General features: G+C 53.3%; 16 protein-coding genes. 7 read left to right on the top strand and 9 right to left on the bottom strand.

Translation table 11 applies throughout. The features are described from left to right. Position 1: 1 nt before the first annotated feature. The 7 genes from ftsL to leuO all read right to left on the bottom strand — a co-directional run bounded on the left by ftsL (position 2) and on the right by leuO (position 7,113). A complete protein-coding gene (ftsL, locus tag ELK40_RS04270) occupies positions 2 to 367 on the bottom strand; it encodes a cell division protein FtsL (RefSeq protein ID WP_008501989.1) in 366 nt (121 codons plus the stop codon). Beyond that, positions 364 to 1,305, bottom strand: coding sequence for a 16S rRNA (cytosine(1402)-N(4))-methyltransferase RsmH (rsmH, locus tag ELK40_RS04265; protein ID WP_021240527.1), 942 nt, complete (start codon positions 1,303 to 1,305; stop codon positions 364 to 366). The genes ftsL and rsmH overlap by 4 nt, the downstream gene beginning before the upstream one ends. A 2-nt stretch (positions 1,306 to 1,307) precedes the next feature. Continuing rightward, complete coding sequence (gene mraZ, locus ELK40_RS04260) at positions 1,308 to 1,766, bottom strand: division/cell wall cluster transcriptional repressor MraZ (RefSeq protein WP_021240528.1); 459 nt, start codon at positions 1,764 to 1,766, stop codon at positions 1,308 to 1,310. 599 nt (positions 1,767 to 2,365) lie between these two features. Next, positions 2,366 to 3,373, bottom strand: coding sequence for a catabolite repressor/activator (gene cra, locus ELK40_RS04255; RefSeq protein WP_008501993.1), 1,008 nt, complete (start codon positions 3,371 to 3,373; stop codon positions 2,366 to 2,368). A gap of 179 nt (positions 3,374 to 3,552) precedes the next feature. Further along, a complete protein-coding gene (gene ilvN / locus ELK40_RS04250; RefSeq protein WP_045907792.1) occupies positions 3,553 to 4,044 on the bottom strand; it encodes an acetolactate synthase small subunit in 492 nt (163 codons plus the stop codon). Position 4,045: 1 nt separating this feature from the next. Then, complete coding sequence (gene ilvI, locus ELK40_RS04245) at positions 4,046 to 5,770, bottom strand: acetolactate synthase 3 large subunit (protein WP_115876442.1); 1,725 nt, start codon at positions 5,768 to 5,770, stop codon at positions 4,046 to 4,048. A gap of 380 nt (positions 5,771 to 6,150) precedes the next feature. Then, positions 6,151 to 7,113 (bottom strand): transcriptional regulator LeuO, encoded by a 963-nt coding sequence (leuO, locus tag ELK40_RS04240; protein ID WP_274242016.1) that lies wholly within the window; start codon positions 7,111 to 7,113, stop codon positions 6,151 to 6,153. Between the two features lie 766 nt (positions 7,114 to 7,879). Between leuO and leuA the strand changes: the two genes are divergently transcribed. The 6 genes from leuA to ELK40_RS04205 all read left to right on the top strand — a co-directional run bounded on the left by leuA (position 7,880) and on the right by ELK40_RS04205 (position 14,302). Continuing rightward, the gene (gene leuA, locus ELK40_RS04230; RefSeq protein ID WP_127729606.1) at positions 7,880 to 9,451 is read left to right on the top strand and encodes a 2-isopropylmalate synthase; all 1,572 of its coding nucleotides are present in this window, start codon (positions 7,880 to 7,882) and stop codon (positions 9,449 to 9,451) included. Then, entirely contained in the window at positions 9,451 to 10,542 is a 1,092-nt protein-coding gene (gene leuB, locus ELK40_RS04225; protein ID WP_115876446.1) for a 3-isopropylmalate dehydrogenase, read from the top strand. Before leuA ends, leuB begins: the two co-directional genes overlap by 1 nt. Before the next feature lie 2 nt (positions 10,543 to 10,544). Then, positions 10,545 to 11,945 carry a 3-isopropylmalate dehydratase large subunit gene (gene leuC / locus ELK40_RS04220; protein WP_127729604.1) on the top strand — a complete coding sequence of 467 codons (1,401 nt, stop codon included), beginning with the start codon at positions 10,545 to 10,547 and terminating at the stop codon, positions 11,943 to 11,945. A gap of 10 nt (positions 11,946 to 11,955) precedes the next feature. Beyond that, positions 11,956 to 12,561, top strand: a complete 606-nt coding sequence (leuD, locus tag ELK40_RS04215) for a 3-isopropylmalate dehydratase small subunit (RefSeq protein WP_029741219.1) — start codon at positions 11,956 to 11,958, stop codon at positions 12,559 to 12,561. Between the two features lie 162 nt (positions 12,562 to 12,723). Continuing rightward, positions 12,724 to 13,614, top strand: coding sequence for a cation diffusion facilitator family transporter (locus tag ELK40_RS04210; protein ID WP_127729602.1), 891 nt, complete (start codon positions 12,724 to 12,726; stop codon positions 13,612 to 13,614). Between the two features lie 106 nt (positions 13,615 to 13,720). Continuing rightward, positions 13,721 to 14,302 (top strand): cytochrome b/b6 domain-containing protein, encoded by a 582-nt coding sequence (locus ELK40_RS04205; RefSeq protein WP_111964050.1) that lies wholly within the window; start codon positions 13,721 to 13,723, stop codon positions 14,300 to 14,302. A 48-nt stretch (positions 14,303 to 14,350) separates the two neighbouring features. Here the strand turns inward: ELK40_RS04205 and ELK40_RS04200 are convergent, their stop codons facing one another. Continuing rightward, positions 14,351 to 15,529 carry a sugar efflux transporter gene (locus tag ELK40_RS04200; protein WP_111964051.1) on the bottom strand — a complete coding sequence of 393 codons (1,179 nt, stop codon included), beginning with the start codon at positions 15,527 to 15,529 and terminating at the stop codon, positions 14,351 to 14,353. 119 nt (positions 15,530 to 15,648) lie between these two features. Next, positions 15,649 to 15,801 (bottom strand): glucose uptake inhibitor SgrT, encoded by a 153-nt coding sequence (gene sgrT / locus ELK40_RS04195; protein ID WP_023334488.1) that lies wholly within the window; start codon positions 15,799 to 15,801, stop codon positions 15,649 to 15,651. Positions 15,802 to 15,889: 88 nt separating this feature from the next. Between sgrT and sgrR the strand changes: the two genes are divergently transcribed. Next, positions 15,890 to 17,545 carry an HTH-type transcriptional regulator SgrR gene (gene sgrR, locus ELK40_RS04190; RefSeq protein ID WP_127729600.1) on the top strand — a complete coding sequence of 552 codons (1,656 nt, stop codon included), beginning with the start codon at positions 15,890 to 15,892 and terminating at the stop codon, positions 17,543 to 17,545. Positions 17,546 to 17,572 lie beyond the last annotated feature (27 nt).

Here is a 17,572-nt window from a genome sequence, read left to right as displayed (position 1 = left end):
CTTATTTTTGTACTACGATATTTTCCTGCGAAGGATCAACATGCTGCAGTTGCAGCTTTTCCGTTGCGATCCGTTCAACCCGGCTGTGATCGCCGAGCGCGTTTTCTTCAAGGATCAGATTTCGCCATTCAATATCCAGCGCATCGCGTTCCAGTACCATCTGCTCGCGTTGCGCAGTCAATAAACGTGTATGGTGGGCGGTGGTCACCACCGTAACTGCCGTGACAATGATGCAAATGAACAGACAGAGTGGCAGTTTCCCAAACCGCAAAAGATCGTCGCCGATCACGCCAGGCAAGGCATGGCGCTCGTTGCTTCCTAACGAATCCTTAACTTTGCTTAGGGTCTCTGTCACTCTGCCGATCATGCGTTCGTCCTCTCTGCAACACGCAGCACTGAACTACGGGCGCGTGGATTCTCTGCCACTTCTTCTTCGCCCGGCATCAACTTGCCTAATGCTCGCAACTGACGGCCACCCAGCTTCCTGAGTTGTTCTTCCGTCATCGGCAGCCCCGCTGGTACCTGTGGACCGCGGCTTTGTTCACGCATAAAGCGTTTCACAATACGGTCTTCCAGCGAATGGAAGCTGATGATGGATAACCGCCCCCCCGGGGCCAGCACGTCGAGCGAGCTTTTTAGCGCCAGCTCTATTTCCTCCAGTTCACTGTTTACCCAGATGCGAACCGCCTGGAAGGTACGGGTCGCGGGATGTTTGTGCTTATCCTTCACCGGTGTCGCCGCCGCGATCACTTCGGCCAACTCTTTGGTGCGGGTCATTGGTTCAATGCGATTACGCTCAACGATGGCGCGCGCGATTCGTTTGCCAAAGCGCTCTTCGCCAAACGTTTTGATGACCCATGCAATATCGGCTTCGTCAGCGGTCTGTAACCACTCAGCGGCAGACTGACCGCGCGTCGGATCCATCCGCATATCCAGCGGACCATCACGCATAAAGGAGAAACCACGTTCGGCATCATCAAGTTGGGGTGAAGAGACGCCAAGATCGAGGAGAATCCCATCGATCTTGCCCGTCAGGCCGCGCTCAGCAACATAATCTGCGAGCGCAGAGAAAGGTCCATGCACGATGGAAAAGCGTGGGTCATTGATGGTCTGTGCAACCGCAATTGCCTGCGGATCGCGATCGATTGCCAGCAGACGTCCTTCCTCTCCAAGCTGGGAGAGAATCAAACGCGAGTGACCACCGCGGCCAAACGTGCCATCAATGTAGATGCCATCCGGACGAATATTCAGACCGTTTACGGCCTCGTCCAGTAACACCGTTTTATGTTTATAATTTTCCATCATATTTATAGAGACAAGTCCTGCAGCCGTTCCGATAATGTCGCGGAATCAGACTGCTCAGCGTCGATATCTTCCTTGACCTGTTGATACCAGGTCGTTTCATCCCACAGTTCAAATTTGTTGAACTGCCCGACCAGCATCACTTCTTTGGTCAGACCGGCATGTTGCCGTAACACAGGGGCAATCAGTAACCGCCCTGCGTTATCCATCTGACATTCACTGGCATGTCCCAATAACAGACGCTGCACGCGGCGTTCCTGCGGGTTCATGCTCGACAGTCGCGACAGCTTTTGCTCAATAATTTCCCATTCAGGCAAGGGGTAAAGCAGCAGGCAGGGGGAGTTAATGTCAATGGTGCAAACCATTTGACCCGCAGCGTTCTCAATCAGCTGGTCGCGGTATCGGGTTGGTACCGATAAACGCCCTTTGCTGTCGAGATTGACTAACGTTGCTCCACGGAACATGCCAGTCTCACCCCTCCTCACCACTTTAACCCACAAATTCCCACCTAAAGGAGTTTACGGAGCGAGGGAAAAGCTTGTCAAGCCAGGACTCTCCCTGTAAGGACTCGAAAGCCCTCTATTTACAGAGTTAAACAGTCCTGGTTAATAACTGCACAACTGGCGAGGCAAAATTAACGTTATGAATATTTGTAAGAAAAAAACCGAATATGCACACTAGCGTTAAAGCTCACTCAATATCATCGCAGGTAAATATAAAGTGTCAGTTTGCGACGCGGGCAGCATTTTATGACAGATTCTCAGGGGATAACAGCGCCAGATTCACTCTGGCACCGGGTAAGCGCGGCAGTTGCCACGTAAGCAGCTACAGGAGGAGGAAAAACGTCTGAATATTCATCGGCCGAATAGGGTTTGTAACAAAATAATACAAAGATAGCTGTTTAAAATCGCTGAGATGTTCTTTAAAGGACAATTTAAGAGCCAAAATGAATTAAGAAAAATAGGCGATTATGATCTCACAAGAATTATCCTAATTTCTCTCCGGGAATTATCCGCACGATTTATCGCAGCAAAATGGGGCAGATTTCCCCGCCCCGGTCATTTCATTTTTGGCGGCTTAAAATTCCGCGATGATAGAGATTACGTTTGATACGCGTCAGGCCCGGCTTCGGTTTGCGCGGCTCATCCAGGCTTGCCAGCACAATCTCCAGCACGCGTTCAGCCACATCACGGTGACGCTGTGCTACCGCCAGCACCGGACACTGGAGGAAGTCGAGCAGCTCGTTATCCCCAAACGTGGCAATCGCCAGATCAGAGGGGAGTTTACCTTCACGGCGTAAGGTTACATCCATGACACCCTGCAACAGCGCAAACGACGTGGTGAATAGCGCCTGCGGCATCGGGTGTGTCTCCAGCCATTTTTCGAACAGCTGCGCTGCGGCTTCACGCTCGTAACTGTTGGCATAGAGGTAGTGAACCTCGCGCGGATCGTCTTTCCAGGCGGTTCTGAACCCCTGCTCACGCAGGAAGCTAACGGAAAGCTCGGGCAGCGCGCCAAGATACAGCACAGTTTCAGCGGGGAAAGTTCGCAGCTCTGCGGCCAGCATTTCTGCATCGTCCTGATCCGCACCCACGACGCTGGTGAAATGCTCGCGATCGAGCGCACGATCCAGCGCAACGATTGGGAACGGGTCGTTCGCCCAGCGCTGGTAGAACGGATGTTCTGGCGGTAGGGAGGTCGAAACAATAATGGCATCCACCTGGCGCTGGAGAAGATGTTCAATGCAGCGCATCTCGTTGTCGGGCTGATCTTCAGAGCAGGCAATCAGCAATTGATAGCCGCGCTGGCGCGCCTGACGTTCGAGATAGTTGGCGATACGGGTATAGCTGGTATTTTCCAGGTCAGGGATCACCAGACCAATAGAGCGGGTGCGCCCGGCGCGCAGACCGGCTGCGACAGCATTCGGATGGTAGTTATGCTCACGAACCACCGCCATAACTTTTTCAACGGTCTTGTCGCTGACACGGTACTGCTTTGCTTTACCGTTAATCACATAGCTGGCCGTTGTTCGTGACACGCCGGCTAGCCGGGCGATTTCATCCAGTTTCACAATTGCCCCTTAAAAAAAGAAAAGAGTCCATGGCCCTGTCAAGGTTATGGTTAAATCTTTTAACATCTAAACGCAGAAAAGCCTTCGCGGCAACCGCTTTTATCTGCGTTGTCGGCTGATTACGCAAAAAAAAGCCCGGCTTTGGTGACCGGGCAGAAAGAGGCGAACCTTTTTGACAACTAACGCATGATTTTCTCGCCGCGTGACAGACCCACTACACCCGATCTCGCGACCTCGACAATTTTTGCCACATCCCGCACGGACGTCAGGAAAGCATCCAGCTTGTCACTTGTCCCGACCAGCTGAACCGTATAAAGAGAAGGCGTAACGTCGATAATTTGTCCGCGGAAAATATCCGCATTACGTTTAACTTCTTCGCGCCCGTAGCCGCTGGCCTGGATTTTCACCAGCATGACCTCACGTTCAACATAGGCCCCCTGCCCCAGCTCGCTCACGCGCAGCACATCAACCAGCTTATGCAGCTGTTTTTCAATCTGTTCTAGCACTTTGGCATCGCCGACAGTTTGGATCGTCATGCGTGACAGCGTTGGATCTTCCGTCGGGGCAACGGTCAGGCTTTCAATGTTATAGCCGCGCTGCGCAAAAAGGCCAATGACGCGCGACAGTGCGCCAGACTCATTTTCCAGTAAAACCGATAATATCCGGCGCATATCAGGTTCTCTCCGTTTTGCTTAACCACATTTCATCCATACCGCCTCCACGAATATGCATCGGATAAACGTGCTCGGTCCCATCAACAATCACATCCATAAAGACGAGGCGGTTGTTTTTAACGTGCTCAAGCGCTTGCGCGAGCTTTGTTTCCAGCTCTGCCGGATCGGTCACCCGCATGCCAACATGGCCGTAAGCTTCAGCAAGGCGAACAAAATCTGGCAGCGATTTCATGTAGGATTGAGAGTGACGGCCAGAGTAGATCATATCCTGCCACTGCTTCACCATACCGAGATACCCGTTATTCAGGTTCAGCACCAGTACCGGCAGTTCATATTGCAGCGCAGTAGACAGCTCCTGAATGTTCATCTGAATACTGCCGTCCCCCGTTACGCAGACGACGGTTTCATTCGGCAGCGCCAGCTTCACGCCCAACGCGGCAGGCAGACCAAAGCCCATTGTTCCTAAACCACCGGAGTTGATCCAGTGTCGCGGTTTATCAAACGGGTAATACAGGGCGGCAAACATCTGATGCTGCCCCACATCGGAGGTTACGTACGCCTCACCTTTCGTCAGTCGCCACACCGCTTCAATGACCGCCTGCGGCTTAATATTTTCACTTTGTGTGTCATATTTCAGGCACTGACGCGCGCGCCACTGTTCAATCTGCTGCCACCAGTCGCGGATCTCATCCAGCGGCTGGGTCGCACTCTCCTGAGCCAGCAGATCCAGCATTTGCTCCAGAACCTGCCGGGCATCACCGACGATAGGCACATCAGCCGATACCGTTTTTGAAATTGACGTTGGATCGATATCAATATGCAGCACGGTGGCGTTAGGGCAATACTTCGCCAGGTTGTTTGTGGTGCGATCGTCAAAACGCACGCCGACGGCAAAAATCACATCGGAATGATGCATCGTCATGTTGGCTTCATAGGTACCGTGCATACCCAGCATACCCAGCGCCTGACGATGGGTTGCGGGGAACGCCCCCAGTCCCATCAGCGACGACGCCACAGGAAGGTTGAGTTTTTCAACCAACTCGCGAAGCTGGGCTTCACAGGCAGCGTTGATCGCACCGCCTCCGACATAGACCACCGGTTTTTTGGCTGCCAGAAGCGTTTGCAACGCCCGCTTGATCTGCCCTTTGTGCCCCTGCGTTGTTGGGTTATAAGAGCGCATGCTGACCGCTTCCGGCCAGACATAAGGCAGCTTGTTTGCCGGGTTGAGGATATCTTTAGGCAGATCGACCACCACCGGTCCAGGGCGTCCGCTCGCCGCCAGCCAGAAAGCTTTCTTCAGTACGCCGGGAATGTCTTCCGTTTGCTTGACCAGGAAGCTGTGCTTCACAACGGGACGTGAAATCCCGACCATGTCGCACTCCTGAAACGCATCGTAACCGATCAGTGAGGTTGCCACCTGCCCGGAGAGGATCACCAGCGGGATAGAGTCCATATACGCTGTCGCAATGCCGGTAATGGCGTTTGTCGCGCCGGGGCCGGAAGTGACTAACACCACGCCCACTTCACCCGTCGCCCGCGCCAGACCGTCAGCCATGTGTACCGCCGCCTGCTCGTGACGTACCAGAACATGGTCAATGCCCCCTACCGTGTGCAGCGCATCATAAATATCGAGAACCGCACCGCCAGGGTAGCCGAACACTTGCTTTACGCCCTGATCGATCAGCGACCGAACGACCATTTCCGCGCCAGACAACATCTCCATGGTTTGCCTCCAGGCATTTTGTTATAGACGGAATGCCGAATTCATTTCCGCACCGTCTTACGATTGGGAGAAACCAATCTTATATTTTGCAGAGTGTTCTTTACCTTAACCGCTCGTTATGAGGCAGGCAATTAGCAAACCTGGAGAGATAAACGGTGCGTAAAGCAGAAAAAGCAGCCGTTAACTGAAGATATGGTTAATTCCTCTGGGAATAGAGGATGGGGTGATAAATCATCACTGAAAAGCGCGACAACGCAGGAAATCATCTATTTTTGCGAGCCGGAGAGCAGCCCAAAAAAAAGAACAACAGAACAAAATATCAATTATCTAAAAAAAATCAGGATAAATCACATAATCCGATGCAATTTATCCTGATGCGTTTACCGACGGCAAATGCCCACCAGCAGCTCTTCCATCCACTGATGTCCTTTATCCCGCCCCGCTGCTTCATGCCAGGAAAGATAACAGGTACGGCTATTTAGTTTGAGTGGCAGAGGTAAAATTTGCAGATTTAGAGAGTCAGAAAACTCTTCTGCCAGCCAGCGCGGCGCAATCGCCACCAGCTGTGTCTGTGAGACCACGTTTAATACGCTGACCATAGCCATGCCCTGATAAGCCACGCTTGCCTGTTTATCCGCAGTGTCATACCACGGCAGGCTAAAGGAAGCATATCTGTCGAGTGCAACAACGGCATGCTGCTCGTTATAAACATCGTTTTCGCGCAGCGGAGAATTCAGGCGTGGGTGTTTTTTACTGGCGACCAGAACCATTTCATCTTTAAACAGCGGCACGCAGGAGAATTCCGGACGACGGAACTCTTCATACCCGAGAACGAACTCGATCTCCTGATAGCGTAACTGATGTTCCGTGTTTTGATTCAGGGATGATTTAAAAACAAGATTGATATTTGGTGCGATCTCTTCAACTTTATTATAAATAATTGACGTTAAATAATTATCTAATGGGCTACAGACACAAAGATGGAATACGCGCTCGCTGCTTAAGGGTTCAAAGCCCGATCCCGGCAGCTCATTTTGGACCAGTTGCAACGCCTGGCGAATAGACCCGAACAGCTGGAACGCGCGAGCCGTAGGCTGGATACCCCTCCCGTAGCGAACGAATAATTCGTCGTTAAACATGAGCTTAAGTCTGGCAACAGCATTACTCACGGCGGGTTGTGACATCCCCAACGTTTGGGCCGCTCGGGTGATATTCTGTTCCTGCATGACAGCATCAAACACCGTCAGAAGATTCAGATCCACCGTGCGTAACTGCGGTTTAATCCCATCAGTAGCTTGAGGTTGTTTAATATTATTTTCTGGCACTTCTGACTCCACTGTCACGCTACACTCCCTTTGCCATCGTACGGTAATAATCTCGAAAAATATGATTTATCATGCAAATACGATCAGCGAAAGAGAATTATTTAAAATTCGGAATATATAAAGACTCTATATAAATGAAAATTAATGAGCGCAAATGATATGTTTGACTTTAGGATCTGAATGAAACCATAAACTAAACAAATATACAATTACCATCAGGTTAACGATGACTTAAGTATTATTAAACTGTTAATGCTATCGATCTACAGTTACTTAACAACCTGTTATCTCTTTTCGTTTTTCAACGTTCTGGAATAGATTCACTGTATTTATAACTTAATGATATCCAAACTCTTTAAGCACAAAGCATTCTCTTCAACACATTTCACTCATTTTAAACAATTATATTTATTTGTTTCTGCAACTCTTTTATTAAGTCCAAAATTAGACAATTAGTCGGGCTACGAAAGCTAAAACCAGCACAATTAGCTAAAGTTAATAACCTGTTGATTCCGTCTCTCGGGCCCGTTTTCATCTTCAGGGGTTGACATGAACAGCCGTATCCAGTACCACTAAAAGCATATTGAATTTAACGGAGCACGATTCATGACACGCACCATTCGTTTCACCGGTCTACTACTACTAAACGCATCCACTGTGCGCGGTAGACTGGCGGGCGAAATTCAGCGTTGAATCGTCACCAGTAAGACTAAAAACCCGCGCCACTGCGCGGGTTTTTTTATGCTCGTAGCAAGGCGCCCTAAGACTGACAAGGACCTAACCCATGAGCCAGCAAGTCATTATTTTCGATACTACTTTACGTGACGGTGAACAGGCATTACAGGCAAGCCTGAGTGTTAAAGAGAAACTGCAGATCGCGCTGGCTCTCGAACGTATGGGTGTCGACGTGATGGAGGTCGGTTTCCCTGTCTCGTCTCCGGGTGATTTCGAATCCGTCCAGACTATCGCCCGCACCATTAAAAACAGCCGCGTGTGTGCCCTGGCGCGCTGCGTAGAGAAAGATATCGACGTTGCCGCCGAGTCATTGAAGGTGGCCGAAGCGTTCCGTATCCACACCTTTATTGCGACCTCGCCCATGCACATCGCAACCAAGCTGCGCAGCACGCTGGATGAGGTGATTGAGCGCGCGGTTTACATGGTTAAGCGCGCACGCAACTATACCGATGACGTTGAATTCTCCTGTGAAGATGCGGGCCGTACGCCAATCGAAGACCTGGCGCGCGTCGTCGAAGCCGCCATCAACGCGGGCGCGAAAACCATCAACATTCCGGACACCGTCGGCTACACCATGCCGTTTGAGTTCTCCAACATCATCACCGGCCTGTATGACCGCGTACCAAATATTGATAAGGCAATTATCTCCGTCCACACCCACGATGATTTGGGTCTGGCCGTGGGTAATGCCATCGCCGCCGTCCACGCCGGGGCGCGTCAGGTTGAAGGCGCGATGAACGGCATCGGCGAACGTGCGGGCAACTGTTCGCTGGAAGAAGTGGTCATGGCGATCAAAGTGCGCAAAGACATCATGAACGTGCACACCCGCATCAATCACAACGAAATCTGGCGCACCAGCCAGACCGTCAGCCAGATTTGCAACATGCCCATTCCGGCCAACAAAGCGATTGTCGGCACTGGCGCCTTCGCACACTCCTCCGGTATTCACCAGGATGGCGTCCTGAAGAATCGTGAAAACTACGAAATCATGACCCCGGAATCCATCGGCCTGAATCAGGTGCAGTTGAACCTGACCTCCCGCTCTGGTCGCGCGGCGGTTAAGCACCGTATGGAAGAGATGGGTTATAAGGACAGCGATTACAACATGGATCAGCTGTATGACGCGTTCCTGAAGCTGGCCGACAAAAAAGGCCAGGTCTTCGACTACGACCTGGAAGCACTGGCCTTTATCAACAAACAGCAGGAAGAGCCGGAGCACTTCCGTCTGGATTACTTCAACGTGCAGTCCGGGTCCAGCGACATCGCTACCGCCTCGGTCAAGCTGGCCTGCGGAGATGAAATTAAAGCAGAGGCAGCTAACGGTAACGGCCCTGTCGATGCGATTTACCAGGCGATTAATCGCGTCACCGAGTACGACGTTGAGCTGGTCAAATATGACCTGACGGCCAAGGGCCACGGCAAAGATGCGCTGGGTCAGGTTGATATCGTGGTCAATTACAATGGCCGCCGCTTCCATGGCGTGGGCCTGGCGACAGATATCGTTGAATCCTCCGCGAAGGCGATGGTGCATGTTCTGAACAACATCTGGCGCGCCGCCGAAGTCGAAAAAGAGTTGCAACGCAAAGCTCAGAATAAAGAGAACAACAAGGAAACCGTGTAATGTCGAAGAATTACCATATTGCTGTGTTGCCGGGTGACGGTATTGGCCCAGAAGTGATGGCACAGGCGCTGAAAGTACTGGAAGCCGTTCGCGCGCGTTTTGCGATGAAAATCACCACCAGCCACTACGATGTGGGCGGTATTGCGATTGATAACCACGGTACGCCACTGCCAAAAGCGACCGTGGAAGGCTGTGAAAATGCCGATGCCGTGCTGTTTGGTTCCGTCGGTGGTCCAAAATGGGAACACCTGCCGCCAGCAGAGCAGCCAGAGCGCGGCGCGCTGCTGCCGCTGCGTAAACACTTCAAGCTGTTCAGCAACCTGCGTCCGGCGAAGCTGTATCAGGGTCTGGAAGAGTTCTGCCCGCTGCGCGCGGATATCGCCGCCAACGGTTTCGACATTCTGTGCGTGCGTGAACTGACCGGCGGGATCTATTTCGGTCAGCCAAAAGGGCGCGAAGGCAGCGGTCAGCATGAAAAAGCGTTCGACACCGAGGTGTATCACCGTTTCGAAATTGAACGTATCGCCCATATCGCCTTTGAGTCTGCGCGCAAACGCCGCCACAAGGTGACCTCCATTGACAAAGCGAACGTGCTGCAGTCTTCTATTCTGTGGCGCGAGATCGTCAGCGAAGTCGCTAAGCAGTACCCGGACGTCACGCTGTCGCACATGTACATCGATAACGCGACCATGCAGCTGATTAAGGATCCGTCCCAGTTTGACGTGCTGCTGTGCTCCAACCTGTTCGGCGATATTCTCTCTGACGAGTGCGCAATGATCACCGGCTCCATGGGAATGCTGCCATCCGCAAGCCTGAATGAAGAAGGTTTTGGCCTGTACGAGCCTGCGGGCGGCTCCGCGCCGGATATCGCCGGCAAGAACATTGCCAACCCGATTGCGCAGATCCTCTCCCTGGCCCTGCTGCTGCGCTACAGCCTGGATGCAGACGATGCAGCAACCGCAATTGAACACGCCATTAACCGGGCGTTAGAAGAAGGCGTCCGTACCGGCGATTTAGCACGCGGCACGGCGGCAGTCAGTACCGATGAAATGGGCGACATCATTGCCCGCTATGTCGCTGAAGGGGTGTAATCATGGCTAAAACGTTATATGAAAAGTTGTTTGATGCGCACGTTGTTTACGAGGCACCAAACGAAACCCCGCTGCTGTACATTGACCGTCATCTGGTACACGAAGTGACCTCTCCTCAGGCATTTGACGGCCTGCGCGCGCAGAAGCGTCCGGTACGTCAGCCGGGTAAAACCTTCGCGACGATGGATCACAACGTTTCCACCCAGACCAAAGACATTAATGCCTCGGGTGAGATGGCGCGTATCCAGATGCAGGAGCTGATTAAGAACTGTAAAGAATTTGGCGTTGAGCTGTACGACCTGAACCATCCTTATCAGGGCATCGTCCACGTGATGGGGCCTGAGCAAGGGATCACCCTGCCGGGCATGACCATCGTCTGCGGTGACTCCCATACCGCAACACACGGCGCGTTTGGCGCTCTGGCGTTCGGGATTGGCACCTCAGAGGTTGAACACGTTCTGGCGACGCAGACCCTGAAGCAGGGCCGTGCCAAAACGATGAAGATTGAAGTGAAGGGCAAAGCGGCACCTGGCATTACCGCGAAAGATATCGTGCTGGCGATTATCGGTAAAACCGGCAGCGCAGGCGGTACAGGCCACGTCGTTGAGTTCTGCGGAGACGCTATCCAGGCGCTGAGCATGGAGGGCCGCATGACCCTGTGCAACATGGCCATTGAGATGGGCGCCAAAGCCGGTCTGGTCGCGCCAGATGAAACGACCTTCAACTATGTGAAGGGCCGTCTGCACGCGCCGAAAGGTCACGATTTTGACGACGCGGTAGCATACTGGAAAACCCTGAAAACCGACGATGGGGCGACGTTTGATACCGTTGTCACGCTGCAGGCAGAAGAGATTGCGCCGCAGGTGACCTGGGGGACAAACCCGGGTCAGGTGATTTCCGTCAACGACGCCATTCCAGATCCTGCTTCCTTTGCAGATCCGGTCGAGCGCGCCAGTGCGGAAAAAGCGCTGGCCTATATGGGGCTGAAGCCCGGCGTGCCGTTGACCGACGTGACCATTGATAAAGTCTTTATCGGTTCTTGCACTAACTCCCGTATCGAAGATTTGCGCGCGGCGGCAGAGATTGCCAAAGGCCGTAAAGTCGCGCCGGGCGTGCAGGCGCTGGTGGTTCCAGGCTCTGGCCCGGTGAAGGCCCAGGCGGAAGCCGAAGGTCTAGATAAGATCTTTATCGAAGCGGGCTTCGAGTGGCGTCTGCCTGGCTGCTCGATGTGTCTGGCCATGAATAACGATCGCCTGAATCCGGGTGAGCGCTGCGCCTCCACCAGCAACCGTAACTTTGAAGGCCGTCAGGGCCGCGGTGGGCGTACCCATCTGGTCAGCCCGGCAATGGCCGCCGCTGCGGCAGTCACCGGCCATTTCGCCGATATTCGCAGCCTGAAATAAGGAGACAATCATGGCAGAGAAATTTACCCAACATACGGGCCGGGTTGTCCCGCTGGATGCCGCTAACGTCGATACTGACGCTATTATTCCCAAACAGTTTCTGCAGAAGGTGACGCGTACCGGCTTTGGCGCGCACCTGTTCAACGACTGGCGTTTCCTGGACGACAAAGGCGAAGTGCCTAATCCGGAATTCGTTCTGAACTTCCCTGAGTACAAAGGCGCCTCCATTTTACTGGCCCGAGAAAACTTTGGCTGCGGCTCATCCCGCGAACACGCGCCGTGGGCGCTCACCGATTACGGCTTCAAAGTGGTCATCGCCCCAAGCTTCGCGGATATTTTTTACGGTAACAGCTTCAACAACCAGCTGCTGCCGGTGACGCTGAGCGATGAACAGGTCGATGAGTTGTTCGCGCTGGTTAAGGCGAATCCGGGTATTTCGTTTGAAGTGGATCTGGAAGCGGAAGTGGTGAAAGCCGGGGATAAAACCTACAGCTTCAGCATTGATGCGTTCCGCCGTCACTGCATGCTGAACGGTCTGGACAGCATAGGTTTAACTCTCCAGCACGAAGCGGCGATTGCCACTTACGAAAACAAACAACCTGCATTTATGAAGTAATCCTCCGGCCTGCAGTGCACTCTGCAGGCCGCGTTTTATCCCAATACCCGCCCTCCTTCTGTAAATATTCCCAAACCCAGCCAATAATGACATTATATTTAACGTCAATTTAATGTTTCCTGCGCAGAATAATCGCTCAATCAGTTGGTAGCGGAAATCATCATGGAAAAGAAAAATGGCAATGAGTCTCACATCCGTTCTCGGGAAATACACAAATGCACATTAGTAAGCGTGATAATAAATATTTTACTCACCTGCTTTCAGATAGTTGCAGGAATATTCTCCGGTTCACAGGGATTAATTGCTGATGGGATTCATTCTCTTTCCGATTTATCTTCTGACTTTGTCGTTCTGATTGCGAATAAAAAGAGTCAGAAAACCTCTGATAACGATCATCATTACGGTCATCTGCGTTTCGAAAACGGTGCAAAGCTTATTATTGGCGCTATTCTGCTGCTCGTGGGGGTCGGGATGCTCTGGTCCGCTGGCAATAAACTGCTTAATCCCGAGACGCATCAGATAGTAAAAGGGGCCGCTTTGTGGGTGGCGATACTGGCGCTGGTGGTGAAGGAGAGTCTGTTCAGATACATGTTTGCCACGGGAAAACGTATTCAGTCCTCGCTGCTGATAGCCAATGCCTGGCATGCCCGTTCTGACGCAGCGTCGTCAGTGGTTGTCGCCATCGGTATTGCCGGAAATTTAGTGGGTTTTCACGCGATGGACCTGATTGCGGCCCTGATTGTCGGAGTGTTCATCGCCCATATGGGTTACAAATTCTCTGCCGATGCCCTGCACGATCTGATGGACCGTTCGCTTGAACCCGAGCTGGAGCACGATATCAAAACGTGTCTTCTCTCAACCGAAGGCGTCACCGGACTCCATGATTTAAAAACCCGCAAGATGGGCGATTTAGCCCTTGTCGATGTCCATCTGGAAGTGAACGGCGAATTAAGCGTAAAAGAAGGGCATCAGATTGCCGTCAATGCCAGAAACAACGTGATGCAAAAATTCAATGTGCTGAACGTGATGACGCATATTGATCCTGCTCGCTAATCAGAACGCATAAATACAGTGTGACGCTACTCATCGTTAAGGTTTCGTTAATTAATCTGCGTCACACTGCATCGCATCAGCTCTCTCATTATTGAGGTAAAAAGCGATGAACCCAACGCTACGTAATACGCTTCCCCATAAAGAAACACCTTTTCTTCGCGTACTGCACATTCTTGTAGCCATACTGGTGCTGGCCCAAATTATCAATTCTAATTTCACCGAAAGCGAGGCCCTCCACGAATCCGGACTGAACGGAATTGTCACCTGGATCCATGTTATCTCAGGGTTTGGTTTAATTTTTTGTGGTATTGCCATGATGGCATGGATGTTAACCCAGCGCGGATTTAAGTATTACTACGCCTGGCTGGCGCTGGATTTTCGTGGAATCGTTGAAGATATTCGCACCCTCGCGCAGCGTCAGTTACCTGACGCGCATGCTGGCGGTATGGCGGCAACGGTGCAAGGTCTGGGTGTGCTGGCGCTGCTGGGCGTTGCACTCTGCGGCGCGGCCTGGTTCGTGCTGAACGCCACGCTTGGGCCGGTTTCGTCCGTCACGGAATCCGTCTTAGATTTGCATAAATTCCTGACAGTTTTTATTGAGACATATTTCTGGGCACACGGCTTCATGGGACTCGTTCATATGTACCTGACGCTACGCGCGCAGCGTAAATATCAGTATTCCGAATAAAACGCTTCACAGAGCCCGGTGCTCCCGGGCTCCGTTTCACTCATCCGATCACACGTCTTTTACGCGGCAGGTCAGCAGGAGCGTCACGACGGATAGCGCCGCAATCATCCAGTAGACCGACGCATGACCATAGCTTTGCGCCAGCGCCCCCTGAATCACGCCCGCCAGGATCACGCCGGTTGAAATACTGTTGGTAAAAAGCGTCGTTGCCGAGCCTGCACGGCCGGGCATCAGATCCTGGAACCAGAGCATGCCGATCCCGGCAACAATTCCAATAAACACGGCGTTAAACAGCTGCAGCGCCAGCAACGCTTCACGCGAATGGAAAAGGATCAACCCCGCGTAGAACAGTACCCCGGCCGCCACGGCGACGATCATCATCCGACGCTTTCCAAAGCGCTTAACGTAATAGCCCGCCAGAATCATCGCCGGAATTTCCAGCCCGGCGGCGGTCCCCATTAAGATCCCCGCGAGCTTGTCCGGTAAGCCCAGATCGCTGCTGATCCACAGCGGCATATCAATAATGTACATGGTATTGCAGGTCCACATCAGCGTCGAGGCAATAAACAACATGCGGACGTTCTTGTCCTGCCAGCCGCTCACCTGGGTAACAGGTTTATCCGTCGCCTGTTCGACGCGGGCCACGGACGGCAGTGCGAAGGCTATCAGCGCCAGGCTGATGACAAAAATGCCTGCCGCAATGGAGAACATGGTGGTAAAGCCATAGTTCAACGCCAGCATAAAGGCCAGCGGCGGACCAATGACCCACGCCAGCGAGAGCTGGGCACGCATCACCGAGCTGAACATCACCACTTCCCGCGCGGAGTTATCCGCATATTCACGGGCCAGGGCGAACAGCTGCGGCATAGCGGTGTTCGCCAGCGACGCCAACAGCACGCCGCAGGTAATGAGCGTCAGATAATGACGATTGAAGGCAAAGAGCAGCGCGTTACCCACGGCCATGGCGCAGCAAAAGAGGATCAGCTTGCGGCGATCGCCCTGGCTGTCCGATCGTTTCGCCAGCGCGAGGCTGACCAGGATCCCGGCAATGGCGTTGACGGTATAAAACAGGCCGACCCAAAACGGCTGCGCCCCTACCTCGCGGCTGAGAAACAGGCTCAGCGTCGGCGCCTGAAGCGCCCCCGCCACGCCCATCATAAAGGCCACCAGCATAAAAGCGGCATACACGCCGTTCAGGCGTCGCCCCATCGTCATCAACCACAGCATGCGCAAGTCCTTGTGAAAGCGAATCGAAATTAGGTGAATAGTAAACGAAAAAAGCCAGCAAAAACATTTTGCTGGCGGGTGATAAGCACCAATACTCAGTCACACATGATCGAGGCGAGTTAGCGGGAAGAGGTCGGTGTCGTAACGTCCCACTGCATCAGTTCTTCTAACGTTTTCAGCCGTTGCTCTGCACACCGGCGGGCCAGCCAGGACGATCCTTTTGTCGCTGAAAAGTACTGCTGATAAAACTGACGTGCGGTAGACCTCTTCATAATTTACCTCCTCGCTTCATCGAGGAGAATTATTGGCCTAATATAGGGATAAATAAATTGCTGGTTTTTTGTCAGGAGTTCCCCTTTTATGCCTTCCGGTCGTCTGCAACAACAGTTTATCCGCCTCTGGCAGTGCTGCGAGGGGCAATCGCAGGAGACCACGCTCAACGAGCTGGCGGACCTGCTTAGCTGTTCCCGCCGTCATATGCGCACGCTTCTCAACACCATGCAGCAGCAGGGGTGGTTAAGCTGGGAAGCGGAAGCGGGACGCGGCAAACGCTCGCGACTGACCTTCCTGTATACCGGACTGGCGTTGCAGCAGCAGCGCGCAGAAGATCTGCTCGAACAGGACCGCATCGATCAGCTGGTCCAGCTGGTGGGCGACAAGGCCGCCGTGCGCCAGATGCTGGTCTCCCATCTCGGACGCAGCTTTCGTCAGGGCCGACACATTCTGCGGGTGCTCTACTACCGTCCGATGAAAAATCTGTTGCCCGGTACGGCGTTACGCCGCTCGGAAACCCACATGGCCCGACAAATCTTCAGCGGCCTGACGCGCATAAATGAGGAAAACGGGGAACTGGAGGCGGATATTGCCCATCACTGGCAGCAGCTTTCCCCGCGCCACTGGCGCTTCTTCTTACGCCCCGGCATCCACTTTCACCACGGCCGCGAGCTGGAGATGCACGACGTCATCGCCTCTCTGGAACGCGCCCGCAGGCTGCCGCTCTACTCGCATATTTCGCGCATCCACTCCCCCACGGCCTGGACGCTGGACATTGAGCTGTCGCAGCAGGACAAGTGGCTTCCCTGGCTGCTGGGCTATGTACCGTCGATGATTTTGCCCGGCGAGTGGGAATCATTGAACAATTTTGCCAGCCTGCCGATTGGCACCGGGCCCTACTCCGTGTCCCGCAATAACAGCAACCAGCTGAAAATCCGCGCGTTCGATGACTACTTTGGCTATCGGGCGCTGATCGACGAAGTGAACGTGTGGGTATTGCCTGACCTCAATGAAGACCTGAGCTGCGGTCTGACGCTTGAAGGCCCCACCACCGGAGAAAAGGCCGTGGAGAGCCGCCTGGAGGAAGGATGCTACTATCTCCTGTTTGACCGCCGCACCCACCGCGGGGCAAACCAGGGCGTCCGCAAGTGGATCAGCCACGTGCTGTCCCCTTCCAATCTGATCTACCATGCGGAAGAGCAGTACCAGACATACTGGTTTCCGGCCTACGGCCTGCTTCCGCGCTGGCACCACGCCCGGCCGTCGCACTGCGACAAACCCGCAGGGCTGGAGTCCATCACCCTGACCTACTACCGCGAGCACGTGGAGCATCGTTTTATCGCGAGGATCATGACCCGCCTGCTGGCAGCCGAGGGGGTCAAGTTAGAGGTAAGAGAAGTGGACTATGACGAATGGCATCAGGGAGAGATCGCCAGCGATATCTGGCTCAACAGCGCTAATTTTACCCTGCCGCTCGATTTTTCATTATTTTCACACCTGTATGAAGTCCCGCTGATCCAGCACTGCATCGATCGGGACTGGCAGCAGGACGCCGCCCTATGGCGATCGGGCGAGATGAACCTTGCCGTTTGGTGCCAGCAGCTGCTGGCCAAGCAGGCGATCGTCCCGCTGATCCACCACTGGCTGATGATCCAGGGCCAGCGCAGCATGCGCGGCCTGCGGATGAACACCCTGGGCTGGTTTGATTTTAAATCCGCCTGGTTTGCGCCACCGGAGCCATAACGCTTTCGTAATATTCACCAAATCATT

The organism is Enterobacter sp. N18-03635 (assembly GCF_004006055.1).
Lineage (GTDB): Bacteria > Pseudomonadota > Gammaproteobacteria > Enterobacterales > Enterobacteriaceae > Enterobacter > Enterobacter vonholyi.
This window is presented reverse-complemented; position numbering and strand designations above follow the sequence as displayed.